Origin of the sequence: Streptomyces sp. NBC_01428 (assembly GCF_036231965.1) — a bacterium.
Taxonomy (GTDB): Bacteria; Actinomycetota; Actinomycetes; order Streptomycetales; family Streptomycetaceae; genus Streptomyces.
Genome location: NZ_CP109499.1, coordinates 8999530 through 9021200, shown reverse-complemented (window position 1 = coordinate 9021200; position 21671 = coordinate 8999530). Strand labels below are relative to the sequence as shown.

The following is a 21671-nucleotide window of genomic DNA, read 5'->3' as shown; positions in this document are numbered from 1 at the left end:
GTCGACATCCTCCACCAGGGCCTCCCCCAACAGTTGCCAATACGAACGGTGTTGCTACACGTATCCGCGCTCGATCAGCGCGTACAGATCGTCGTCACTGCCGCTCTGCGGCCCGCCCGGCACGTCCGGCACATCCGGGGCCTGCCGCGTCTCCTCGGCCGCCGGCGGCTGCGTGTCCGGCCGCGGGGCGGCGGGCGTCTGCGGCTGCAGCAGGGTGAAGAGGTGGCGGGCGAGCGCGTGCGCGGTGGGGTAGGTGAACGCGACGGTGGCCGGCAGGCGCAGGCCCGCCGCCGCGGCGAGCCGGCCGCGCAGGCCCACCGCCATCGCGGAGTCGAAGCCCAGCGCCTTGAAGGTGTCCTCGGGGCGGGCCGCGATGTCGGCGCCCGTGATGCCCGCGTCCTTGACGCCCAGCAGGGCCGCCGTCTCGGCGCACACCAGGGCCAGTACCGCCGCCTGCGAGGTGAGGTCCGCGGTCCTGGTGCCCGGGGCGGGTGCGGCGGCCGCCGGGATGCCGGGGCCGTCCGGGCCGTCGGGGGCGGTCAGCCAGTACCGGCGGCGCTGGAAGGGGTAGGAGGGCAGGGGGACGGTGCGCGGGCGGTGTCCGGCGAACGCGGGCGTCCAGTTCACCGGCACACCCCGCACGTGGAGTTGGGCCAGGGAGGCCAGCACCGTTGCGGCGCTGCCGTCGCGGCGGTGCAGGGTGCTCGCCAGCAGCGGCGGGGCCACCAGCGTGTCCGCGGCCTCCTCCATCGCCACCTGGAGCACGGGGTGCGGGCTGACCTCGACGAACACCGCGCCGGGTTCGCGCATCAGGGTGTCGACGACGTCGGCGAAGCGGACCTGCGAGCGCAGGTTGTCGTACCAGTAGGAGCCGTCCAGGGTGCGGGTGTCCAGGGCGGTCGCGGTGACCGTGGAGTGGAAGGTGACCGCCGCCTCCCGCGGTGCGATGCCCGCGGTGTCGGCGAGGAGGTGTTCCCGGATGCGTTCGACGTGGTGGGAGTGGGAGGCGTAGTCGACCTTGACCCGTCGCACCCGGACCCCGTCGGCGGCGGCCTCGGCGGCGAACTGGTCGAGTGCCTCGTCGTCCCCGGAGATCACCACGGACGCGGGCCCGTTGACGGCGGCCGTCGACAGCCGGCCCGGCCAGTGCTCCAGCCGTTCCTGGACCCAGGCCCGGGGGGCGGCGACCGCGCTCATCCCGCCGAGTCCGGCCAGTGCCTTCAGCGCCTGGCTGCGCAGGGCGACGACGCGTGCCGCGTCGTCCAGTGTGAGGGCGCCCGAGACGCAGGCCGCGGCGATCTCGCCCTGGGAGTGCCCGATCACGGCGTCGGGGACCACACCGAGGGAGCGCCACAGTTCGGCCAGCGACACCATCATCGCGAACAGGGCCGGCTGGACGACGTCCACCCGCTCCAGCGGGGCGGCCGACGGCGCGCCGGTCACGACGTCCACCAGCGACCAGTCCACGAACGGCTCAAGAGCCTTGGCGCAGGCGTCGATCGAGCGGGCGAAGACCTGTGACTGCGTGTAGAGCTGTCTGCCCATGGCGGGCCACTGGGATCCCTGGCCGGGGAAGACGAAGACGACCGGGCCCCTCGCGCCGCTCGCCGTGCCGCGGACCGTGCGGGCCGCGGCGGCGCCGGCGGCGAGCAGGGCCAGGCCCTCCAGTGCTTCCTGGCGGCTCTCGCCCAGGACCACGGCGCGGTGCTCGAACCGTGCCCGGGTGGCGAGCAGCGAGTGGCCCACGTCGGCGGCGCTGAGCGAGGGGTCGGCGGCCACGTGGTCGCGCAGGCGGGCCGCCTGTTCGGCGAGGGCCTGCGGCGTGCGGGCGGACAGCACCCACGGGAGTGTCCCCAAGCCGCCCGCCGGGCTCATGTCCTCCTCGTTGGCGGGGAGTTGGGGTGCGGGGGCCGGGGTGGGGGCCTGTTCGAGGATGACGTGGGCGTTGGTGCCGCCCATGCCGAACGCGGACACGCCGGCGCGGCGCGGCCGGCCGGGTGTGCCGGGCCAGGGCCGGGGGGCCGAGAGGACCTCGAAGTCGTCGAGGAAGTCGGGGATGGCGGGGTTGGGGGTGCGGAAGTTGAGGCTGGCCACCAGGTGGCCGCGCTCCACGCACAGTGCCGTCTTGACCAGGCCGGTGATGCCCGCGGCCGGCTCCAGGTGTCCGACGTTGGTCTTCACCGAGCCGACGACCAGGGGGCGGCTGCGGCCGCTGTGTTCGGACACCGCGCGCAGGCCGGCGATCTCGGCCGGGTCGCCGAGCCGGGTGCCGGTGCCGTGGGCCTCGACGTAGTCCACGCTGTCGAAGTCGATGTCCGCGCGCCGCAGGGCGGCGCGGATGGCGGCGGCCTGTCCTTCGGGGCTGGGGTCGGGCATCCGGGTCGAGGCTCCGCCGCTGCTCACGCCCCAGCCGCGGACCACGGCGTGGACGGGGTCGCCGTCGGCGACGGCGAGGTCGAGGCGTTTGAGGACGACGAACGCGCCGCCCTCGCCGCGGGCGAAGCCGCCGGCGCGTTCGTCGAAGGTGAAGCAGCGTCCCTCGGGTGACAGGGCGCCCAGGTTCGCCAGGCCGAGTCCCGCCTGCGGGTCGACGATCAGGTGCACGCCGCCGGCGATCGCCATGTCGACGGCGCCGGCGGCGATCCGGTCGCATGCCAGGGCCAGCGACACCAGGGAGGAGGACTGGCCGGAGTCCGCGCACACGCTCAGGCCGCGCACGTCGAACAGGGCGGAGATCCGGTTGGCGATCAGAGCACCGCTGGAGCCGAGCGCGGCGTAGTGGTCGTCACGGTCGGCGCCGGAGAGGGTGCGCAGCAGTTCGTAGCCGGAGGGTGCGCTGCCCACGACGACGTCGATGTCGCGGCCGGCGAGCGCGTGGGCGGGGATGCGGGCGTCCTCGACGGCCTCCCAGGCCAGTTCGAGTCCCAGCCGCTGGGCGGGGTCCATGGCCGCGGCCTCGGCCGCGCCGGTGGTGAAGAAGTCGGTGTCGAAGCCGTCGACGGCGTCGAAGAACGAGCCCGTGGTGAGGGTGTCGGCGTCCGGGTGGCCGGCAGGGAAGGGGCGGGCGTCGGCCGCCCGCTGCGGGGGGAACGTTCCCAGGGTCGACTCGCCCTCGGTCAGCAGGCGCCAGAAGGCGTCCAGGCCGTCGACGCCGGGGAAGCGGCACGACATCCCGATGACGGCGATGGCAGTGGCTGTGCCACTCATACGTATCCCTTCCGGTTGCCTCGGCGCACGGCCCGCGCCGGGCCGCGGCGCGTTCATCGTCCGCGGGCGAGTGTGGTGAGCAGGTCCTGCGGCGCGTCCATGAAGTCGTAGTGGCCGCCCTCGACGACCCGGATCTCGACCGAGTCGGCGTAGTGGCGCCAGCCCTGGAGGTCTTCGAGGCTGACGTCCTCGTCCTGGCTCCAGTGCAGGACGACGACGGGGCAGTCGACGCGGGCGGGTTCGGTGCGCCGGTAGGCGCCTGCGGCGGCGTGGTCGCGCAGCAGGACGAACATGCCCATGTCGATCATGTCGGGGCGGGGTTCGATGCCCCGGCCGCGCAGGAACGTCTCCAGTTCGGTGCGCAGTTCGTCGTCGGTCAGGGAGAGCATCCGGTCGCGGGCGGCCTCGTGGGGGGCGGGCTGGCCCGACACGAACAGGCACTGCGGGGTGGGCAGGCCGAGTTCGGCCAGCAGCAGGACGCTCTCGTAGGCGGGCAGGGCGCCCGCGCAGTGCCCGAAGAACGCGAACGGGGTGTCCAGCAGGGGGGTGAGGGCGTCGACGAGGGAGGCGGCGAGCTGCTCGTAGGTGCCGTAGTGGGGGTGGGCCAGGCGGTTCTCGCGGCCGGGGAACTGCACGGGGCAGACCTCGGCGTCGCCGACGGTGGCCGGCCAGGCGCTGAAGGCGGAGGCCCCGGAGCCGGAGAAGGGCAGGCAGAACAGGCGGGTGGCCGGCCCGCCGGGTACGGGGGGTGCGGGGGGCCGCACGAACCACGGTGAGGGGGCGGTGGCGGGGGCGGCGGTCATGGGGTGGGCCGTTTCTGGGCGGCGATGGGCAGGTGGGTCATGCCGGCGATGAAGTAGGAGCGCAGGTGTTCCGGTTCGCCGGCGAGGTCGAGGGAGGCGAACCGGTCGAGGAGTTCCTCGAAGAAGACGCGCAGGGTCAGGCGGGCCAGCGGTGCGCCGATGCAGAAGTGCGGGCCGAAGCCGAAGGCGACCTGGCGTTTGGCGTTGGGGCGGGTGATGTCGAAGGTGTGCGGGTCGGGGAACTGGGAGGCGTCCCGGTTGGCCGATCCGATCCAGGCGACGACCGCGGCGCCGGCGGGGATGATGCCGCCCGCTATGGGGACGTCGGTGACGGCGTAGCGCATGAAGTTGCAGGCGGCCGAGGTCCAGCGCAGCCCTTCCTCGACGAGGTTGGGGATCAGCGTCGGGTCGGCCTGGGCCTTGTCGAACTGTTCGGGCCGCTCGATGAGGGCCTGCACGGTGCCCGAGACGGTGTGCGGGGTCGTCACGTTGGCGCCCAGCAGGATGCTGTAGCCGTCGAGGGCGATCTCCTCGTCGCTCAGCGGTGCGCCGCCCGGGCGGACGCTCATCAGGTGGTGGAGCAGGCTGTCGTCCTGGTCGCCGGAGGCCCGGCGGCGTTTGACCCACTCGGTGACGTAGGTGACGAGTTCGTGGTGGGAGATGGCCAGGGTGGCGGCCTCGCTGCCCAGTTGGAAGTGCGGGTCCGAGGGGGCGGTGACCATCGCGGTCAGCTGGACGAGTTCGGCCCAGTCCTTGTCCGGGATGCCCAGCAGCGGTCCGGTGACGATCGCCGGGAGGAGCAGGGCGCGCTCGGCGAGGTCGAACACCTCGCCGTCCAGGGCCGGTTCGAGGAAGCGCACCACCGTCCGGCGGATGGAGTCCTCCCAGGAGCGGACGGCGCGGGCGGTGAGCTTGGAGCCCAGCGGCCTGCGGACCTCGGTGTGCCGGGGCGGGTCGGTGGAGGTCATCAGCACGCCGGCGGCGACGTCGTCCTGCCCGAGGTGGGTGGGGACGGTGCCGCGTTCGGAGGTGAACTCGCGGTGGTCGCCCAGGACACGGCACACGTCCTCGTAGCGGGTGACCGACCAGAACTCCCGTCCGTCGGGCAGCACCTGGTGGTGCAGGGGCGCCTTGGCGCGCATCAGGTCCCACACGGGGTGCGGGTCGCCGGACGTGTAGAGGTCCAGGTCGAACAGGTCGACGGCATCGAGGTCGATGTCGCGCGCGGGACCCGGCGTCAGTCTCATGTCCGGGCCCTTTCCCGCTCGATCAGTTCGGCGACGCGGGCCGGGGTCTGGGCCAGGTAGAAGTCGCGGACGGACAGCTGGACGCCGTAGTCCTGCGCCACCCGTTCGATGATCTTGATGCCGGTCAGTGAGTTGCCGCCGAGGGCGAAGAAGTCGTCGTCCCGCCCCACCTCGGGGCAGTTGAGGAGTTCCCCCCACAGCGCGGCGAGTTCGTCCACCAGCGGCACCGGGCCGCCCGAGGGCGCCTCCTGGCGTGGTGCGGTCTCGTCCTGTCCACCTCGCGGGTGGATCACCTGCGGCGCCGATTCCATGGCCGGTTCCTTCCTCCGCCGATCGAAAGTGCCCGCTCGCGTCCGGTGTTTACCTGTCGGGCCGTCACCGTCCGCGCGGCCACCGGGGTCGGGTGTGCTGTCCCGCCGGCGAGACACGTTCGCCGCATGGCCGACTGGAGTGTCACCCGCCGCCGGCCCCGCCCACACCGGGTCCGGCACCGCCCCGGTGGGGGCCGGCCGGTGGGGTTGAGGGTGGACGGGCCGGCCTGCACGCTGCCCGCCGCGCACCGTCCCCGGCCCCTTCCCCGCGCGGGATGCCGCGGGGCGGGGTGTCCCGCCGGCGGGACGGCGCAAGTGCGCCCTGCCGTGCCGCGTGCGGGCGCGGGACCGCGTTGACCGGCCGAGGGCGGGGGCGTGAACGTGAAGGCGACGCAACGACGTCGAAGGCCCAGCGGAATCGAAGGGGGAACGACGTGAGGGACACCGGCATGGACGCCGAGGTGGTGATCGCGGGTGCCGGGCCGACGGGCCTGATGCTCGCCTGCGAGCTGCGGCTGGCGGGCGTCGACGTGATGGTCCTCGAACGGCTCGCGGAGCGTACGGGCGAGTCACGGGCCGGCGGGATCCACTCGCGGACCCTGGAGGTGCTGGACCAGCGCGGTGTCCTGGACCGGTTCCTGGCGGCCGGTGAACTGCAGCCGGTGGGCCACTTCTCCGGCCTCTACCTGGACTTCGAGGAGTCGGAGTCCCGTCACCCCTATCCGCTGATGATCCTGCAGTCCACCATCGAGCGGCTGCTGGAGGAGTGGGCGGGCGAACTCGGCGTGCGGGTGCTGCGCTCCGCCGAGGTCGCCGGGATCCACCAGGACGGGAACGGCGTGAGCGTCCAGGTGGGTGCGGCCGGCCCCGGACAGCGGACGCTGCGCGCCCGCTACCTGGTGGGCTGCGACGGCGGACGCAGCACGGTGCGCAAAATGGCCGGCATCGGCTTCCCCGGCACCGAGGCGACGATGACGGCGCTGATCGGCGACGTCGAACTGCCCGGCCTGCCCGAGGACTACGTGTGGATCCGGCGCTGCGCGGGCGGCGACTTCTCGGCGATCGCCTTCGAGCCCGGCTGGTACCGGGTGATCACCTCCGAGTACGACCGGGTCGCCGACCGTGACGAGGCGCCCAGCTTCGAGCAGCTGCGGGACTCGCTGGTACGGCTCGCCGGCACCGACTACGGCATGCACAGCCCGCGCTGGATCTCCCGGTTCAACGACGCCGCCCGCCAGGCCGACCGCTACCGCCAGGGCCGGGTGCTGCTCGCCGGGGACGCCGCGCACATCCACTTCCCCGCCGGCGGCCAGGGTCTGAACATGGGCGTGCAGGACGCGGTCAACCTGGGGTGGAAGCTGGCCTCGGTGGTGCGCGGCCGGGCTCCGGAGAGCCTGCTGGACAGCTACCACGCCGAGCGTCATCCGGTCGCGGAGCGGGTGCTGAACAATACCCGGGCGCAGTCGGCGCTGGCCCGCCCCGGCCCGCAGTCGGACGCGCTGCGCGAGGTGTTCGGCTCGCTGATGGTCTTCGACGACGTCAACCGGCATCTGCGGCACATGCTCACCGCCCTGGACATCCGCTACCCGGCCGACGACGGGCACCTGCTGTCGGGCCGCCGGGTTCCCGACGCGGACCTCAAGACGGCGGGCGGCATCACCGGTGTCAGCGAACTGCTGCACGCGGGCCGGCCCGTGCTGCTCGATCTGGGCGCGGGCGCGGAGGTGACGGCGGCGGCCGCCGCCTGGGCCGATCGCGTCGACGTCGTCGAGGCGGTCAGCGAGGACGACCACTGGTTCGTGCCCGCCGCCGGTGAGATCCCCGCTCCCGCCGCCCTGCTGATCCGCCCCGACGGCCACGTCGCCTGGGCCACCACTGCGGGCGGCCCCGACCTCGCCGCCCTGCGCAGGGCGCTCACCACCTGGTTCGGGCCCGGCCTGCCGCCCTCCTGAGCGCCCCGCTCCCCCGTCGGGTGACGGCGGCCGTCACGACCCCGCTGAAGGGTCGTGACGGCCGCCGCCGTCGTCGTGCGCGGCCGGCGCGCCGGGGCGGGACCCGGCCCCGCCCCGGACCGACACTCCCCGCCCCCGGCCTCGCGGGCCTGCCGGCCTCCCCGGTCCCCCCGGCCCCGCGGGACTCCGGGTACGCAATCTCCCCTCCCCCCTTCACCTCCCCTCCCCTCCCCCGCTACCGACGACGCCCTCAACTGCCCTGTCTGGCAAGGGAGTTGAGGGCGTCACGGGGTACGGGGCGGGGCTAGTGGCCGTCCCGGGCGGACTGGGCGGACTGGGCGGTGATGGTGTCCAGGATGTCGCGGCCGTGGTCGACGAGGTACATGTGGTCGCCGGGGAACTCCGCGTAGGTGAAGCCGGCGGTGGTGGCGTCCTGCCACTGGCGGGCCTCGGCCGCGGTGACCAGCCCGTCCCAGGCGCCGCGCAGGGAGCAGACCGGCACCGCGAGGGGGGTGTCGGTGGAGGGGACGTAGTTCTCGTGCATCTCGCAGTCGGCCTGCAGGACCGGCAGGATCAGCTCCCGCATCTCCGGGTGGTCCAGGGCCTCGTGCCGAAAACCCGCGAACTCCTCGACGCGGGCGAGGAACTCCTCGTCGGGCAGGCCCGTCGCACGGCGTTCGCGCTGGGTCCAGGGGCCCGGTGAGCCGCTGACGACCAGGCGCTCGACGTGCACGCCGCGGTGGGTGAGCAGGTGGGCGAGTTCGTAGGCGAGGACCGCGCCCAGGCTGTGTCCGAACAGCACGGTGGAGGTGCCCTCGCCGAGGTCGGCGACGATGTCGTCGATGGAGCCCTTGGCCGCCTCGACGACGTTGCGGTACGGCGTGTCCAGGATCCGCCGCTCCCGGCCGGGCAGTTCGACCGAGGTGACGCGCCACCGGCCGGCGGACAGCTCCCGCCAGGGGTGGAAGAACGAGGGTCCTGCTCCCGCGAACGGCACGCACAGCAGCGTGGCCTGCTCCGGGTCTTCCTGCTGTGTCCGGGGTCCGCTCACCGCGGCCCACCCCCATCCGTTCGGTGTGATCGTGTGTCGGTCCGGTGCCGGGCACCGGGCGGCCGGCCGGTCATGCCAGCCGGTCGCGGGCGATCTCGAAGAACTCGGCGACCGGCGCCGGCATGTGCATCTCGTGGTGCGAGGCGTTCATGGTGTGCACGTCCAGGGCGCCCAGGACGTAGGGCCGCCACAGGTGGGCGTAGGAGGTGTCCTCCTGGGCCGCGTTGAAATACAGCACGTCGCCGCGGTAGGCGGGCGATTCGAAGTCCATCATCAGGGCGGCGTTGTTGGCGAGGACCTTCGCCATGGTGTCCAGGAAGCCCTGCCGGCCGCCCAGGCGGATGTACTGGCTGAAGTCGTCCTCGAGTTCGGCCCGGTAGTCGGCGGAGTCCTTGCCGGCGTGGACCTCGCGGAATCCGTGGCCGCCGGGCTGCGCGTCCAGGATCGCCACCAGGGCGACCTGGTGTCCGAGCCGGTCCAGGGCGTCGGCGACGGCCTGGACGACGGTGCCGCCGTAGGACCAGCCGATGAGGTTGTAGGGGCCCTCGGGCTGGGTGCGCAGGATCTGGGTGACGTAGTCGTCGATCATCTCCTTCGCACTGGAGGCGAGGGTGTCCGCGCCGTCGGAGCCGCGGGACTGCAGGGCGTAGGCGGGCCGGTCCTGCAGGTGCGTGACGAAGCTGTAGTAGGCCCAGCCCAGGCCGCCGCCGCCGTGGAAGAACCACACCGGCTTCTTCCCGGTGCCGGGGTCGCTGTTCAGGGGCAGTACGACCGCGAAGGAGTCGGCGTCGTCGGCGGGGACACCGCCGGCGAGCATCAGCGCGGCCAGTTCGGCGACCGTGGGGTACTTGATGATCGTCCTGATGGGGATGTCGATGCCGAACTCGCCGCGGACGCGGACGCTGAGGCGGGTGGCCAGCAGCGAGTGGCCGCCGAGCGCGAAGAACCCGTCGTCGACCCCGACCTGCTCCACGCCCAGCAGCTCGCCGAACAGGGCGCACAGCCGTTCCTCGTAGGAGTTGCGCGGTCCGCTGCCGGTCGCGGCGGCGGCCGTGTCCTCGGCGGGCAGGGCGCGCCGGTCGAGTTTGCCGTTGGAGGTGAGCGGGATGTGCTCCAGGGTGATCAGGGTGGCGGGGACCATGTAGTCGGGCAGGCGTTCGCGCAGGTGGGCGGTGAGCGCGGCGGTGTCCGGTGCGGTGCCGGGTTCGGGGACGACGTAGCCGATCAGGCGTTTGTCGCCGTCGCCGTTCTCGCGGACCAGGACGGCCGCCTCGGCGACGGCGGGGTGGCCGGCCAGGGCGTGTTCGATCTCGCCGAGCTCGATGCGGAAGCCGCGGATCTTCACCTGGGAGTCGGCGCGGCCGACGTACTCCAGCTGTCCGTGCCGGCTGAGGCGGACGAGGTCGCCGCTGCGGTACATGCGCTCGCCGGGCGCGCCGAAGGGGCAGGCGACGAAGCGGGAGGCGGTCAGGCCGGGGCGGCCGTGGTAGCCGCGGGCCAGGCCGTAGCCGGCGACGTACAGTTCGCCGGTCACGCCGGCGGGTACCGGCTTGAGGCCGGCGTCCAGGACGTGGGCGGCGAGGCCGGGGATCGCCGGGCCGATGACGCTGGCGCGGTAGCGGGCGGCGGCGTGCTCGTCGAGGTCGATGCGGGTGACGTGCACGGTGGTCTCGGTGATGCCGTACATGTTCACCAGGAGGGGCGCGTCGTCCGCGTGGCGTTCGTACCAGTCGCCGAGCCGGTTCAGGTCCAGGGCCTCGCCGCCGAACACCACGTAGCGCAGGGCCAGTTCGCGGCCCGGGTGCTGGGCGTCGGCCTGGATGAGCTGGTAGAAGGCGGAGGGGGTCTGGTTGAGGACGGTGACCTGTTCGCGGGCCAGGAGCTGCAGGAAGTCCTCCGGGGAGCGGGAGACGTCGTAGGGGACGACGACCAGGCGGCCGCCGTGCAGCAGCGGGCCCCACAGTTCCCACACGGAGAAGTCGAAGGCGTAGGAGTGGAAGAGGGTCCACACGTCGTCGGCGCCGAAGGCGAAGTCCTGGGCGGCGGTGAGGAGTCCGACGACGTTGCGGTGCGGGACGAGGACGCCCTTGGGGCGGCCGGTCGACCCGGAGGTGTAGATCACGTACGCGGGGTGGTCGGGGCGCAGCGGGCTGCGGCGTTCGGCGTCGGTGAGGTCACCGGCGTCGGCGGTTTCGGTGGGGGCGTCGGGTGTGTCGAGGTGCAGGCGCGGCAGGTGGGGGGCGAGGTCGCGGGCGGCGTGGGTGGTGCTGGTGGTGAGGAGGAGGACGGGGTCGGCGTCCTGGATCAGGTAGGCGATGCGGTCGGCCGGGGAGTCGGGGTCGATGGGCAGGTAGGCGCCGCCGGCCTTGAGGACGGCGAGGATCGCGACGACGAGGTCGGCGGAGCGTTCCAGGCAGATGCCGACCAGGGACTCGGGGCCCACGCCCCGGGTGACGAGGTGGCGGGCGAGGCGGTTGGCGCGGGCGTTGGCCTCGCCGTAGGTGAGGGTGGTGTCCTCGCAGACCACCGCGACGCTGTCGCCGTGCGCGGCCGCCTGGCGTTCGAAGAGGGCGGCCAGGGTGGTGTCCTCGATCGGGGCGCCCGCGGTGGTGGCGTCGGTGAGGCGCTGGTGTTCGCGGGCGTTGAGGACGTCGATGTCGCTGACGCGCAGGGAGGGGTCGGCGGCGAACTGTTCCAGGACGCGGGTGAGGCGGGCGGAGATCTCCTGGGCGGTCTCGCGGTCGAAGAGGTCGGTGGCGTACTGCAGGTCGCCGCGGAGTGCTCCGGCCTCGTCCGTGGTGAGGAAGAAGGTGAGGTCGACCATGGCGGTCTCGGGGATGGCCTGCTCGAAGCGGACGTCGAGGCCGTCGAGTTCGAAGCCGGGCTTCTCGTAGCTCTGCCAGGAGAAGATCACCTGGAAGAGCGGCTGGTAGGCGGCGGAGCGTTCGGGGTTGATGGCCTCGACGATCGCGTCGAAGGGCACGTCCTGGTGCTCGTAGGCGGCCAGCGCCTTGTCGCGTACCTGGGCCAGCAGGCTGGTGAAGGCGGGGTTGTCGGCCAGGTCGGCGCGCAGGACCTGGGTGTTGACGAAGCAGCCGATCAGGTCGGCCAGGGCTTCGTCGGTGCGGCCGGCGATCGGGGAGCCGATCGTCACGTCGTCGCCGCCGCCGAGTTTGCCGAGCAGGACGGCCAGGGCGGCCTGCAGGAGCATCGACATGCTGGTGCCGTGTTCCTTGGCGAGCCGGTGCAGGACGGTGGTCGTGGCGGTGTCGACGTGCAGGGGGACGGTGTCGCCGTGCGAGCCGGCCTCGGCGGGCCGGGGCCGGTCCAGCGGGAGGTTCAGCGGTTGCGGGACGCCGGCGAGTTCCTTGCGCCAGTACTCGACCTGGGCGGCGGCGAGGCTGCCCGCGTCCCTGGGGTCGCCCAGGACCTCGCGCTGCCACAGCGCGTAGTCCTTGTACTGCACGGGCAGCGGCTCCCAGTCGGGTGTGCCGCCCCGGGTGCGGGCGGTGTAGGCGGTGAACAGGTCGCGCATCATCGGGGCGCTGGAGCTGCCGTCGGAGGCGATGTGGTGGATGACCAGGACCAGGACGTGTTCGTTCGGGGAGCAGCGCAGGATGTCGGCGCGCCACGGGAGTTCGGCGGTCAGCTCGAAGCGGTGCGCGACGGCCTCGTCGATGAGGGCGGGCACGTCCGCGGGCGGCACGTCACGCACCCGGACCTGCTGTGCGGTGTCCGTCGCGGCGAGGAGCCGTGAGCAGGGTTCGCCGGCGTCGTCGAGGGCGTACAGGGTGCGCAGGATCTCGTGCCGTTCGGCCACGTCGCGCAGGGCGGCGGTGAGGGCGTCCTGGTCGAGGGGGCCGGTCAGCCGGAACGCCGCCGAGATGTTGTAGGTCGCCGCTCCGCCCTCCAGTTGGTGCAGGAGCCACATGCGGCGTTGGGCGTATGACAGCGGGATCATCGGAACTCCTCCATGGGCAGCCCGGCCATCAGACCGGGAAAAGAGCGGTCTCCTGCGGAGCAGGGTGTGGGCTGATGTGACGTCGAGGCGGAGTACAGCGCTCTGACCAGCGCGTCGGCTTTCCTACAAACGGTGGCGCTAGTTTGTGAGTTGTGACCACTGTCGTGAAGCGGGCGTTCAAGTACCGCTTCTGTCCCACTGATGCGCAGGCAGCCGAGCTGTCGCGCACGTTCGGGTGTGTGCGGAAGGTCTACAACCTGGCGCTGGCCGCGCGGACGCAGGCGTGGACGCGGCAGGAGCGGGTGAACTACAACCAGACCTCGGCGATGTTGACGGCCTGGAAGAGGACCGAGGAACTGGCCTACCTGAACGAGGTGTCGTCGGTTCCGCTGCAGCAGGCCCTGCGGCACCTGCAGGTGGCGTTCACCAACTTCTTCGCCCGCCGGGCGAAGTATCCGAGGTTCAAGTCCCGGAAGAGGTCGCGGAAGTCCGCCGAGTACACGACCAGCGCGTTCCGTTTCCGGGACGGCCGGCTGACGCTCGCGAAGATGCGTGAACCGCTGGACATCGTCTGGTCCAGGCCGCTGCCCGCCGGCGTGTCCCCTTCGACGGTGACGGTCTCCCAGGACTCGGCCGGACGCTGGTTCGTCTCGATGCTGTGCGACGATCCGTCCGTACAGCCCCTGCCCGCAACGGACACGGCCGTGGGTATCGATGTCGGCCTGAACCACCTGCTGACTCTGTCGACCGGCGAAAAGATCACCAATCCGAGGCACGAGCGCCGCGACCGCGCTGCCCTGGCCAGGGCACAGCGCCGACTGGCGAAGAAGGCCTCCGGTGGCGGCGCGAACCGGGCCAAAGCCCGCCGCAGAGTCGCGAAGATCCACGCCCGCATCACCGACCGCCGCCGTGACACCCTGCACAAGCTGACCACTCGACTCGTACGTGAGAACCAAACGCTCGTGATCGAGGACCTGACCGTACGCAACATGGTCAAAAACCGGAACCTGGCCCGAGCCATCTCGGACGCGGGATGGGCAGACTTCCGGAGCCTGCTGGAGTACAAAGCCCGGTGGTACGGGCGCGAGGTGATCGCCGTCGACCGGTGGTTCCCCTCCTCCAAACTGTGCTCCCGCTGCGGCACCCTCAAGAAGCAGATGCCGTTGCATGTCCGTACCTGGACCTGCGACTGCGGCGCGACCCACGACCGGGACGTGAACGCGGCGAAGAACCTGCTGGCCGCCGGACTGGCGGTGACAGCCTGTGGAGCTGGTGTAAGACCTCAACGGAGCACTCCGGGCGGGCAGTCGGCGACGAAGCAGGAAACCCCACGGCGCGAGCCATAGGAATCCCCCTCTTCTATGAGGGGGAGAAGTCAACGTTCACTCCTTTGCGAACATCTGGCGCAGGCTGGGGCGGCGGGGGGCGGCCGATTCCTGGGACCATGTGGCGAGTTCGGCCACGGTGGGCAGGTCGAAGATCGTGCGGATGGGTATTTCGATGCCCATGTCCGCGCGGGCGCGGGCGATGAGGCGGGTGGCGAGCAGGGAGTGTCCGCCGCGTTCGAAGAAGCCGTCGTCGATGCCGACCCGGTCCAGGCCGAGGACTTCGGCGAACAGGGCGGCCAGGGTTTCCTCGCGGGGGGTGCGCGGGGCGCGGTAGGGGGCGCCGGTGTACTCGGGTTCGGGCAGGGCGGCCCGGTCGAGTTTGCCGTTGGGCATCAGCGGCAGCCGCTCCAGCAGGACGACGGCGGAGGGCACCATGTAGTCGGGCAGGTGCTCGGCGGCGAAGCGGCGGATCTCCTGGGCGGTGGTCTCCCGGGCGGGTACGGCGTAGCCGATCAGGCGGGTGGCGGTGCCGGTGCCGCGGGTGATGACGGCGGCCTGGGCGAGGTGCGGGTGGGTGGTGAGGACGGCCTCGATCTCGCCGGGTTCGACGCGGAAGCCGCGCACCTTGACCTGGGCGTCGGAGCGGCCCGCGTACTCCAGCAGGCCCTCGGCGGTGAAGCGGGCGAGGTCGCCGGTGCGGTACATGCGGGCGCCGGGCGCGCCGTGGGGGTCGGGGACGAAGCGGGCGGCGGTCAGGGCGGGGCGGTCGTGGTAGCCGCGGCCGATGGCCCCGCCGACGTACAGTTCGCCGACCGCGCCGGGCGGGACCGGGGTGAGGCCGGGGCCCAGGACGTAGGCGCGCATGTTGGCGAGCGGGGTGCCCAGCGGGATGCTGCCGCCCGCCCCGGTGTCCTGGGGGGTGTCGGTGGCGGTGTGGGTGGTGGCGTAGAACGTCTCGCTCTGGCCGTAGGCGTTGAGGACGCGTATGCCGGGGAAGGCCTGGCGGGTGCGGTCGACGAGGGTGGTGGGCAGGGCTTCGCCGGCGAAGACGACGCTGTCCACCTGGGTGCGGCCGCTGATCCGGTCGAGGAGTTCGGCGAAGGCGGAGGGCACGGTGGAGATGACGCTGCCGCTCCAGTGCTCGCGCTCGGCCAGGACCAGGACGTCGCGGACCAGTTCGACGGTGCCGCCGGTGGCGAGAGTGGTGAAGATCTCGAACGCCGAGACGTCGAAGTTGACCGATGCTCCCGCGAGGAGCCGCTTGCCCGGTCCGAGGCCCAGCCGGTCGGCGAGGTGCAGTACGCCGTTGACGACGCCCGCGTGGGTGATGGCGACGCCCTTGGGCCGGCCGGTGGAGCCGGAGGTGTACATCACGTACGCCAACTGCTGAGTGTGCACGGCCTGTCGGGGTGCGGTGGCGGGCGGGTCGGGCAGGTCGAGGGTGTCGATCAGGACGGTGGGGGCCTCGTGGTCGGGCAGGAGGGCGGAGGTGGCGGTGTCGGTGAGGACGAGGGCGGGCCGGGCGTCGCTGAGGATGGCGGCGAGGCGCTGTCCGGGGTACTTGGGGTCGAGCGGCAGGTAGGCGCCGCCCGCCTTGAGGACGGCGATCAGGGCGATGACCAGGTCCGCGGTGCGGGGCAGCGACAGTGCGACGAGTGACTCCGCTCCCACGCCGTGCTCGGCCAGGTGGTGGGCGAGGCGGTCGGCCCGGCGGTTCAGTTCCTGGTAGGTGAGCGTGGTGTCGTCGGCGACGAGGGCACTCTGGTGGGGGGTGCGGGCCGCCTGCTGTTCGATCAGCGCACTGATGGTGGTGTCGGGGGTGGGGGCGGCGGTGTCGTTGAAGTCGAGAAGGAGCCGCTCGCGTTCGCCGTCGGTGAGGGTGTCGAGGCGGGCGGCGGGCAGGTCGGGGTTGTCCGCGAGCCGGGCCAGGACGCGCACCAGGCGGGCCGCGTAGTCCTCGACGGTGTCGCGGTCGAAGACGGAGCGCGCGTACTGCAGGGTGAGCGCGAGGCGGGGTTCGACCAGTGCCGTCAGGGTGAGCGGGTAGTTGGTGCCGGTGGCGTGGCGCAGGCCGGTGACGGTGAGGCCGCCGGTGGCGTCGCCGGCTGCTTGCAGGCCCTTCTGGTCGACGGGGTAGGACTCGAAGACGACGAGGGTGTCGAAGAGGGCGGGCAGGCCGGTGGGCTGCTGGATGTCGGTGAGGCCCACGTGGTGGTGGTCGGACAGGGCCGCCTGGCGGCTCTGCAGGCCGCTCAGGAGGCCGGCGAGGGTCTCGCCGGGGGCGGGCGCGACGCGGACCGGCAGGGTGTTGATGAACATGCCGACGATCGACTCGACGCCGGTGACCTGGGCCGGGCGGCCCGAGACGGTGGCGCCGAACACCACGTCCCGGCGTCCGGTGAGTTGGCCGATGAGCAGCGCCCAGGCGCCTTGGAGCAGGGTGTTGGCGGTGACGCCCAGGCGGGTGGCGCAGCGGCCCAGTTCGCTCGCCAGCTCGGGCGGGAGGGGGACGTCGACCTCGTCGAGGCCTTCGTCTCCCGTGTCGCCGGCGCCGGGGGCCAGCAGGGTGGGTTCGCTCAGGCCGTCGAGTTCGGCGGCCCAGGCGCGTGCCGAGTCCTGTTCGTCCCTGCGGGCGCGCCAGGTCAGGAAGTCGCCGAAGTCGCGGGGGGCGGGCAGGGCGGCCGCGTCGCCGTCGGACGCGTACAGGAGCAGGAGGTCCTGCAGGAGCAGGGGGGTGGACCAGCCGTCGAAGAGGGCGTGGTGGGCGGTCAGTACCAGTTCGGTGCGGCCGGGTTCCAGGTGGACGAGGGCGATCCGCAGCAGGGGCGGGGTGGTGATGTCGAAGGGGGCGGCCCGGTCCTGGCGGAGGAAGTCCTCGAACGCCGCGGTGCGTTCGGGCAGGGGGTGGGCGGTGAGGTCGAGGTGCTGCCAGGGAAGGGGCACCGTCGTGGGGATCACCTGGAGGGGTTCGCCGTCGGCGCGGTCGAGGAACGCGGCGCGCAGGCCCCTGTGGCGGTCCAGGAGGGCTTGTGCGGCCCGGCGCATGCGCCGGGGGTCGACGGTGCCGCTGAGGTGGAACACCAGTTGCATGCGGTAGGCGTCGAAGGTGGACGTCGCGGCGAGCAGGGTGTGGAAGAGCATTCCGGACTGGGCGGGGGTCACCGGCCACACCTGGTCCAGGGGGCCCAGGCGCTGCTCCCAGGTGTCGATCTGGGGCTGGGACACCTCGGCCAGGGGCACGTCGCTGGGGGTGAGGCCGCCGGCGCCGTCGGTGGTGGTGTGGTGGGCCAGGGCGGTCAGGGCCTTGACCCACAGGTCGGCGAGTTCGGCGACCTGCGGGCGGGTCAGGACGCCGGTGGCGAAGCCGAAGTAGGCGCTCAGTTCGTCGCCTTCGTCGGTGGGTGCGGCGACCGCGTTGATCTCCAGGGCGGACAGGACGGGCATGTCCGGGTCGTCGGCGGCGATCAGGTCCTGGTGGCCGGTGTCGGGGGTGAAGCCGGCGCCCCGCAGGTGTTCGGGCAGGTCGGCGGTGGAGGCGCGGCCCAGGTAGTTGAAGCCGATCTGCGGCTGGGGCAGGGCGGCGAGCACGGGGGCGGTGCGGGGGTTGAGGTGGCGCAGCAGGCCGTGGCCCAGGCCGTTGTCGGGGACTGCCCGCAGGTGTTCCTTGACGGCCTTGAGTGCTGCTCCGGCGGCGGGGCCGCCGGCGAAGGCGTCCGCGAGGTCGAGGCCCGCGAGGTCCAGGCGGACCGGGTACATGGCGGTGAACCAGCCGATGGTGGCGGTCAGGTCGGCGCCGGGGACGAGGTGTTCCTCGCGGCCGTGGCCCTCCAGGCGGACCAGTGTCGCGGGGGCGGGGGTGTCGTGGCGGGCGCGCCAGCGGGCGAGGGCGAGGGCGAGGCCGGTGAGCAGGGCGTCGTCGGCGCCGCCGCGGTACAGGGCGGGCAGGGTGGTCAGCAGGGTGTGGGTGGTGTCGGCGGGGATGCGGACGCGGACGGTGTCGGTGGTGGCGGCGGTGTCCTGGGCGGGGTCGGTGCGGCGGCTTCCCAGGGGTGGTTCGCCGTCGCGGAGGATCTCCTGCCAGTGGGGCAGTTCCGCTTCCCGCTGGGGGGTGTTGGCCGTCTCGGCCAGGGCGTGGGCCCAGCGGCGCAGGGAGGTGGAGGCGGGGGCGGGTGGGGGTTCGAGGCCGTCGCGGACGTGCTGCCAGGCGTCGGCCAGGTCGGGCAGCAGGATCCGCCAGGACACGCCGTCGACGACGAGGTGGTGCAGTACGAGGAGGAGCCGGCCGGGTCCGGTGTCGTCGGTGAGGTGGACGAACTGGGCCATCACGCCGGTGTCGGGGTCCAGTCGGGAGGCGGCGGCGTCGAGTTCGCCCTGCACGGTTGCCGGGTCGTAGGGCCTGCGGTGGAGCAGGGTGGCGGCGTCGACGGTGCCGGGGGGCTCCATGCGCAGGCCGGGCTGGAGGCGGACGAGGCGGGAGCGCAGCACGTCGTGCCGGTCCAGGAGGGTTTGCAGGGTGGCGGTGAGCTGTGCGGGGGTGATGCCGTCGGGCAGGGTCAGCAGGGCGGACATGGAGAACCGGCCGGTGCCCGCGCCGAGGGCCAGGACGTGGGCGGCGGTCGGGGTCAGCGGGGCCCAGCCGACGCCGGCGCCGGGCAGTTCGGCCAGGACCGGTTGCTGCTCGGCGCCGCGGGCCTCGGTCAGTTCGGCGAGCCGGGCGATGGTGCGGTGCTCGAAGATGTCGCGGGTGCTGATCCGCACGCCGCGTGCCGTGGCCCGGGCGACGACCTGGATGGAGCGGATGCTGTCGCCGCCGCTGGTGAAGAAGTCGTCGTCGATGCCGACCCGGGAGGCGGCCAGGACGTCGGCGTACACCTCGGCCAGGATCTGTTCGGTGGCCGTGCGCGGCGGGCGGTGTCCGGCGCTGGTGAACACCGGGGCGGGCAGCGCGGCCCGGTCGATTTTGCCGCTCGCGGTCAGCGGGAGGCGTTCCAGGGTGAGGAGGGCGGCGGGCACCATGTAGTCGGGCAGGTGCCGGGCGGCGAAGCGCCGCACGTCGCTCTCGTCGATGCCGGCCGGCGCGGCGGCCTCCTCGGCGGTGGCCGGGGGCGCCAGGTGGGCGACCAGGCGGGGTCCTGCGGCGGGGTCCTGGTGGACGGTGACGACGGCCTGGCCGACGGCGGGGTGGCGGGCCAGGACGGTCTCGATCTCGGTGGGTTCGATGCGGATGCCGTTGACCTTGACCTGGGTGTCGGCGCGTCCCGCGTAGACGAGGTGGCCGTCCGTGTCCCAGCGGGCCAGGTCGCCGGTGCGGTACATGCGTTCGCCGGGCGCGCCGAAGGGGTCGGGCAGGAAGCGCTGGGCGGTCGCGGCCGGGTTGTCGTGGTAGCCGCGGGCGAGGATTCCGGCGACGTGGAGTTCGCCGATCACGCCGGGCGGGACGGGGGTGAGGTCGGGGCCCAGGACGTGGGTGCGCAGGTTGGCCAGGGGCCTGCCGATGGGCAGCGCCCCGGTGGGGGCGGGCCCGGCCGGCAGGGTGTGGGTGGTGGCGTAGAAGCTTTCGGTCTGTCCGTAGGCGTTGACGATGCGTACGCCGGGCAGCACGGTGCGGGCCTTGTCCACCAGGTCGGCCGTCAGGGCCTCGCCGGCGAGGATCAGGGTGTCCACGGTCAGGCGCAGGCTGCCGGGATGCTGGGTGATGTGGTCCAGGAGGGCGGAGAACACGGCGGGTACGGCGCTGATGGTGGTGCCCGACCAGGCGTCGCGTTCGGCGAGTTCGAGGACGTCGCGGACGATCTCGACGCTCGCTCCGGTGGTGAGGGCGGTGAAGATCTCGAACACGGAGACGTCGAAGTTCACCGAGGTCGCGGCGAGCATCCGCTCCCCCGGTCCGGCGTGGACGGTGCGGCGCAGGTCCGTGATGCCGTTGACGACGCCGGCGTGGGTGACGGCGACGCCCTTGGGGGTGCCGGTCGAGCCGGAGGTGAACATCACGTAGGCGAGGTCGTCCGGCCGTACCCGCACCGCGGGCAGGTGGGGGGCGGGGCCCGTGAGATCGAGGTCGTCGAGGTGCAGGAGGGGCGCCGCGTCCGCGTCGAGGCCCGCTTGGGGGGCGGTGGCGCGGTCGGTGAGCAGCAGGGCGGGCCGGGCGGTGGTGAGCAGGAGGCGGGTGCGGGCGGCCGGGTGCCGGGGGTCGACGGGCAGGTAGGCGGCGCCGGCCTTGAGGACGGCCAGGAGGGCGACGACGAGGTCGGCGGTGCGGGGCAGGGCGACGGCGACCAGCACGTCGGGGCCGGCCCCGTGGGCGCGCAGGTGGGCGGCGAGGCGGCCGGCGCGCTCGTCGAGCTGCCGGTAGGTCAGGGTGGTGGCGGCGTGGATGACGGCGGGGGCGTCGGGGGTGCGGGTGCTCTGCGCGGCGAGGAGTTCGGGCAGCGTCGTGGCGGCGTGGGGGGTGGCGGTGTCGTTGCGGCGGGCCTGGTCCTCGCGTTCGGCGTCGGTGCGCACGTCGAGGGCGGTGAGGGGGGCGTCGGGGGCGGTGACCACGTGGCGCAGGACGCGTACGAAGCGGTCGGCGATGGCGGCGGCCGTGCTCTGGTCGAAGAGTTCGCCGGCGTACTCCAGGCGTCCGTAGGCGCCGCCGTCGGCGTCGGGGACGATGTTGAAGAACAGGTCGAACTTCGCGGAGCGGGTGTCGGCGGCGAGCGGGGTGGCGTTCAGGCCCGGCAGGTGGATCTGCGGCCACACGAACTGCCAGGCCAGCATGGTCTGGAACAGCGGCTGGTAGGAGGTGGCGCGGTCCTGGCCGAGGAGTTCCACCAGGCGTTCGAAGGGCAGGTCCTGGTTGTCGTAGGCGGCGAGTGCCTTCTCCCGTACCTGTTCGAGGAGGTCGGCGAAGGTGGGGGCGGTGGCGAGGTCGGCGCGCAGGACCCAGGTGTTGACGAAGAAGCCGATGAGGTCGTCGAGCTGTTCGTCGGCGCGGCCCTCGATGGGGCTGCCGATCGTCACGTCGTGGCCGCCGCCGAGTTTGTGCAGGAGCAGGGCGAGGGCGGCCTGGGCGGCCATGGGGGCGGTGGCGCCGTGGTCGGCGGCCAGTTTCCCGATGCCGGTGAGGAGTTCGGGTTCCAGGGTGAAGGAGACGTGGCCGCCGTGGTGGCCGGGCAGGGTGGGGCGGGGCCGGTCCAGCGGTAGCTGGACCGGCTGCGGCACGCCGTCGAGTTCGGTGCGCCAGTAGTCGATCTGTGCGGCGGCGACCGACTCGGGGTCGTCCTCGTCGCCCAGGAGCTGGCGCTGCCACAGGGTGTAGTCCTTGTACTGGACGGGCAGCGGCGTCCAGTGCGGGGGCCGGCCCTGGCGGCGGGCGGTGTAGGCGGTGACCAGGTCGGTGAGGAAGGGGGCCATGGAGGCGCCGTCGACGGCGATGTGGTGGAAGACGAACGCGACGACGTGTTCCTGCGGGGCGAGCCGGAAGACGGTGGTGCGCAGCGGGAGTTGCGACTCCAGGTGGAAGCCGGCGCGCAGGACCGTGTCCAGGGCGGCGTCCAGTTCGCCGGGGGTGGTGTCGGTGACGGTGAAGGGCAGGACGGCTTCGTCGGGGGGCAGGATCTGCTGGCCCGGTGTGCCGTCGGCGTCCTCCACGATCAGGGTGCGCAGGGTTTCGTGGCGGGTGGCGACGTCGGTGACGGCGGCGGCCAGTGCGGCGGTGTCGAGGGGGCCCTCCAGGCGGAGCGCGAAGGGGATGTTGTAGGTCGCGGAGGGGCCCTCCAGGCGGTGGAGGAACCACAGCCGGCGTTGGGCGAACGACAGCGGGATCATCG

At 73.0% G+C, this 21671-nt stretch carries 9 protein-coding genes; 2 read left to right on the top strand and 7 right to left on the bottom strand.

Annotated elements, in window-relative coordinates; translation table 11 throughout:
* Positions 1-54 precede the first annotated feature (54 nt).
* From OG406_RS39185 to OG406_RS39170, 4 genes are read right to left on the bottom strand one after another with little or no spacing between them, the layout of a single operon-like run.
* Positions 55-3207, bottom strand: coding sequence for a type I polyketide synthase (locus OG406_RS39185; RefSeq protein ID WP_329183061.1), 3153 nt, complete (start codon positions 3205-3207; stop codon positions 55-57).
* Positions 3208-3260: 53 nt separating this feature from the next.
* Complete coding sequence (locus tag OG406_RS39180) at positions 3261-4010, bottom strand: thioesterase II family protein (RefSeq protein WP_266621092.1); 750 nt, start codon at positions 4008-4010, stop codon at positions 3261-3263.
* Positions 4007-5257, bottom strand: a complete 1251-nt coding sequence (locus OG406_RS39175) for a cytochrome P450 (RefSeq protein ID WP_329183063.1) — start codon at positions 5255-5257, stop codon at positions 4007-4009. Before OG406_RS39175 ends, OG406_RS39180 begins: the two co-directional genes overlap by 4 nt.
* Complete coding sequence (locus OG406_RS39170; protein ID WP_164370958.1) at positions 5254-5568, bottom strand: phosphopantetheine-binding protein; 315 nt, start codon at positions 5566-5568, stop codon at positions 5254-5256. Before OG406_RS39170 ends, OG406_RS39175 begins: the two co-directional genes overlap by 4 nt.
* 434 nt (positions 5569-6002) lie before the next feature.
* On the opposite strand from OG406_RS39170, the gene OG406_RS39165 reads away from it, so the two are divergent.
* Positions 6003-7520, top strand: a complete 1518-nt coding sequence (locus tag OG406_RS39165) for an FAD-dependent monooxygenase (protein WP_329183066.1) — start codon at positions 6003-6005, stop codon at positions 7518-7520.
* A 304-nt stretch (positions 7521-7824) separates the two neighbouring features.
* Here the strand turns inward: OG406_RS39165 and OG406_RS39160 are convergent, their stop codons facing one another.
* Positions 7825-8571, bottom strand: a complete 747-nt coding sequence (locus OG406_RS39160; RefSeq protein WP_329183067.1) for a thioesterase II family protein — start codon at positions 8569-8571, stop codon at positions 7825-7827.
* 70 nt (positions 8572-8641) lie between these two features.
* On the bottom strand, positions 8642-12532 hold the full coding sequence (locus OG406_RS39155; RefSeq protein WP_329183069.1) for a non-ribosomal peptide synthetase: 3891 nt from the start codon (positions 12530-12532) through the stop codon (positions 8642-8644).
* A 152-nt stretch (positions 12533-12684) separates the two neighbouring features.
* Between OG406_RS39155 and OG406_RS39150 the strand changes: the two genes are divergently transcribed.
* A complete protein-coding gene (locus OG406_RS39150) occupies positions 12685-13878 on the top strand; it encodes an RNA-guided endonuclease InsQ/TnpB family protein (protein ID WP_329183071.1) in 1194 nt (397 codons plus the stop codon).
* A 36-nt stretch (positions 13879-13914) separates the two neighbouring features.
* On the opposite strand, the gene OG406_RS39145 is transcribed toward OG406_RS39150, so the two are convergent.
* The gene (locus OG406_RS39145; RefSeq protein WP_329190585.1) at positions 13915-21669 is read right to left on the bottom strand and encodes a non-ribosomal peptide synthetase; all 7755 of its coding nucleotides are present in this window, start codon (positions 21667-21669) and stop codon (positions 13915-13917) included.
* Between the last annotated feature and the right edge of the window lie 2 nt (positions 21670-21671).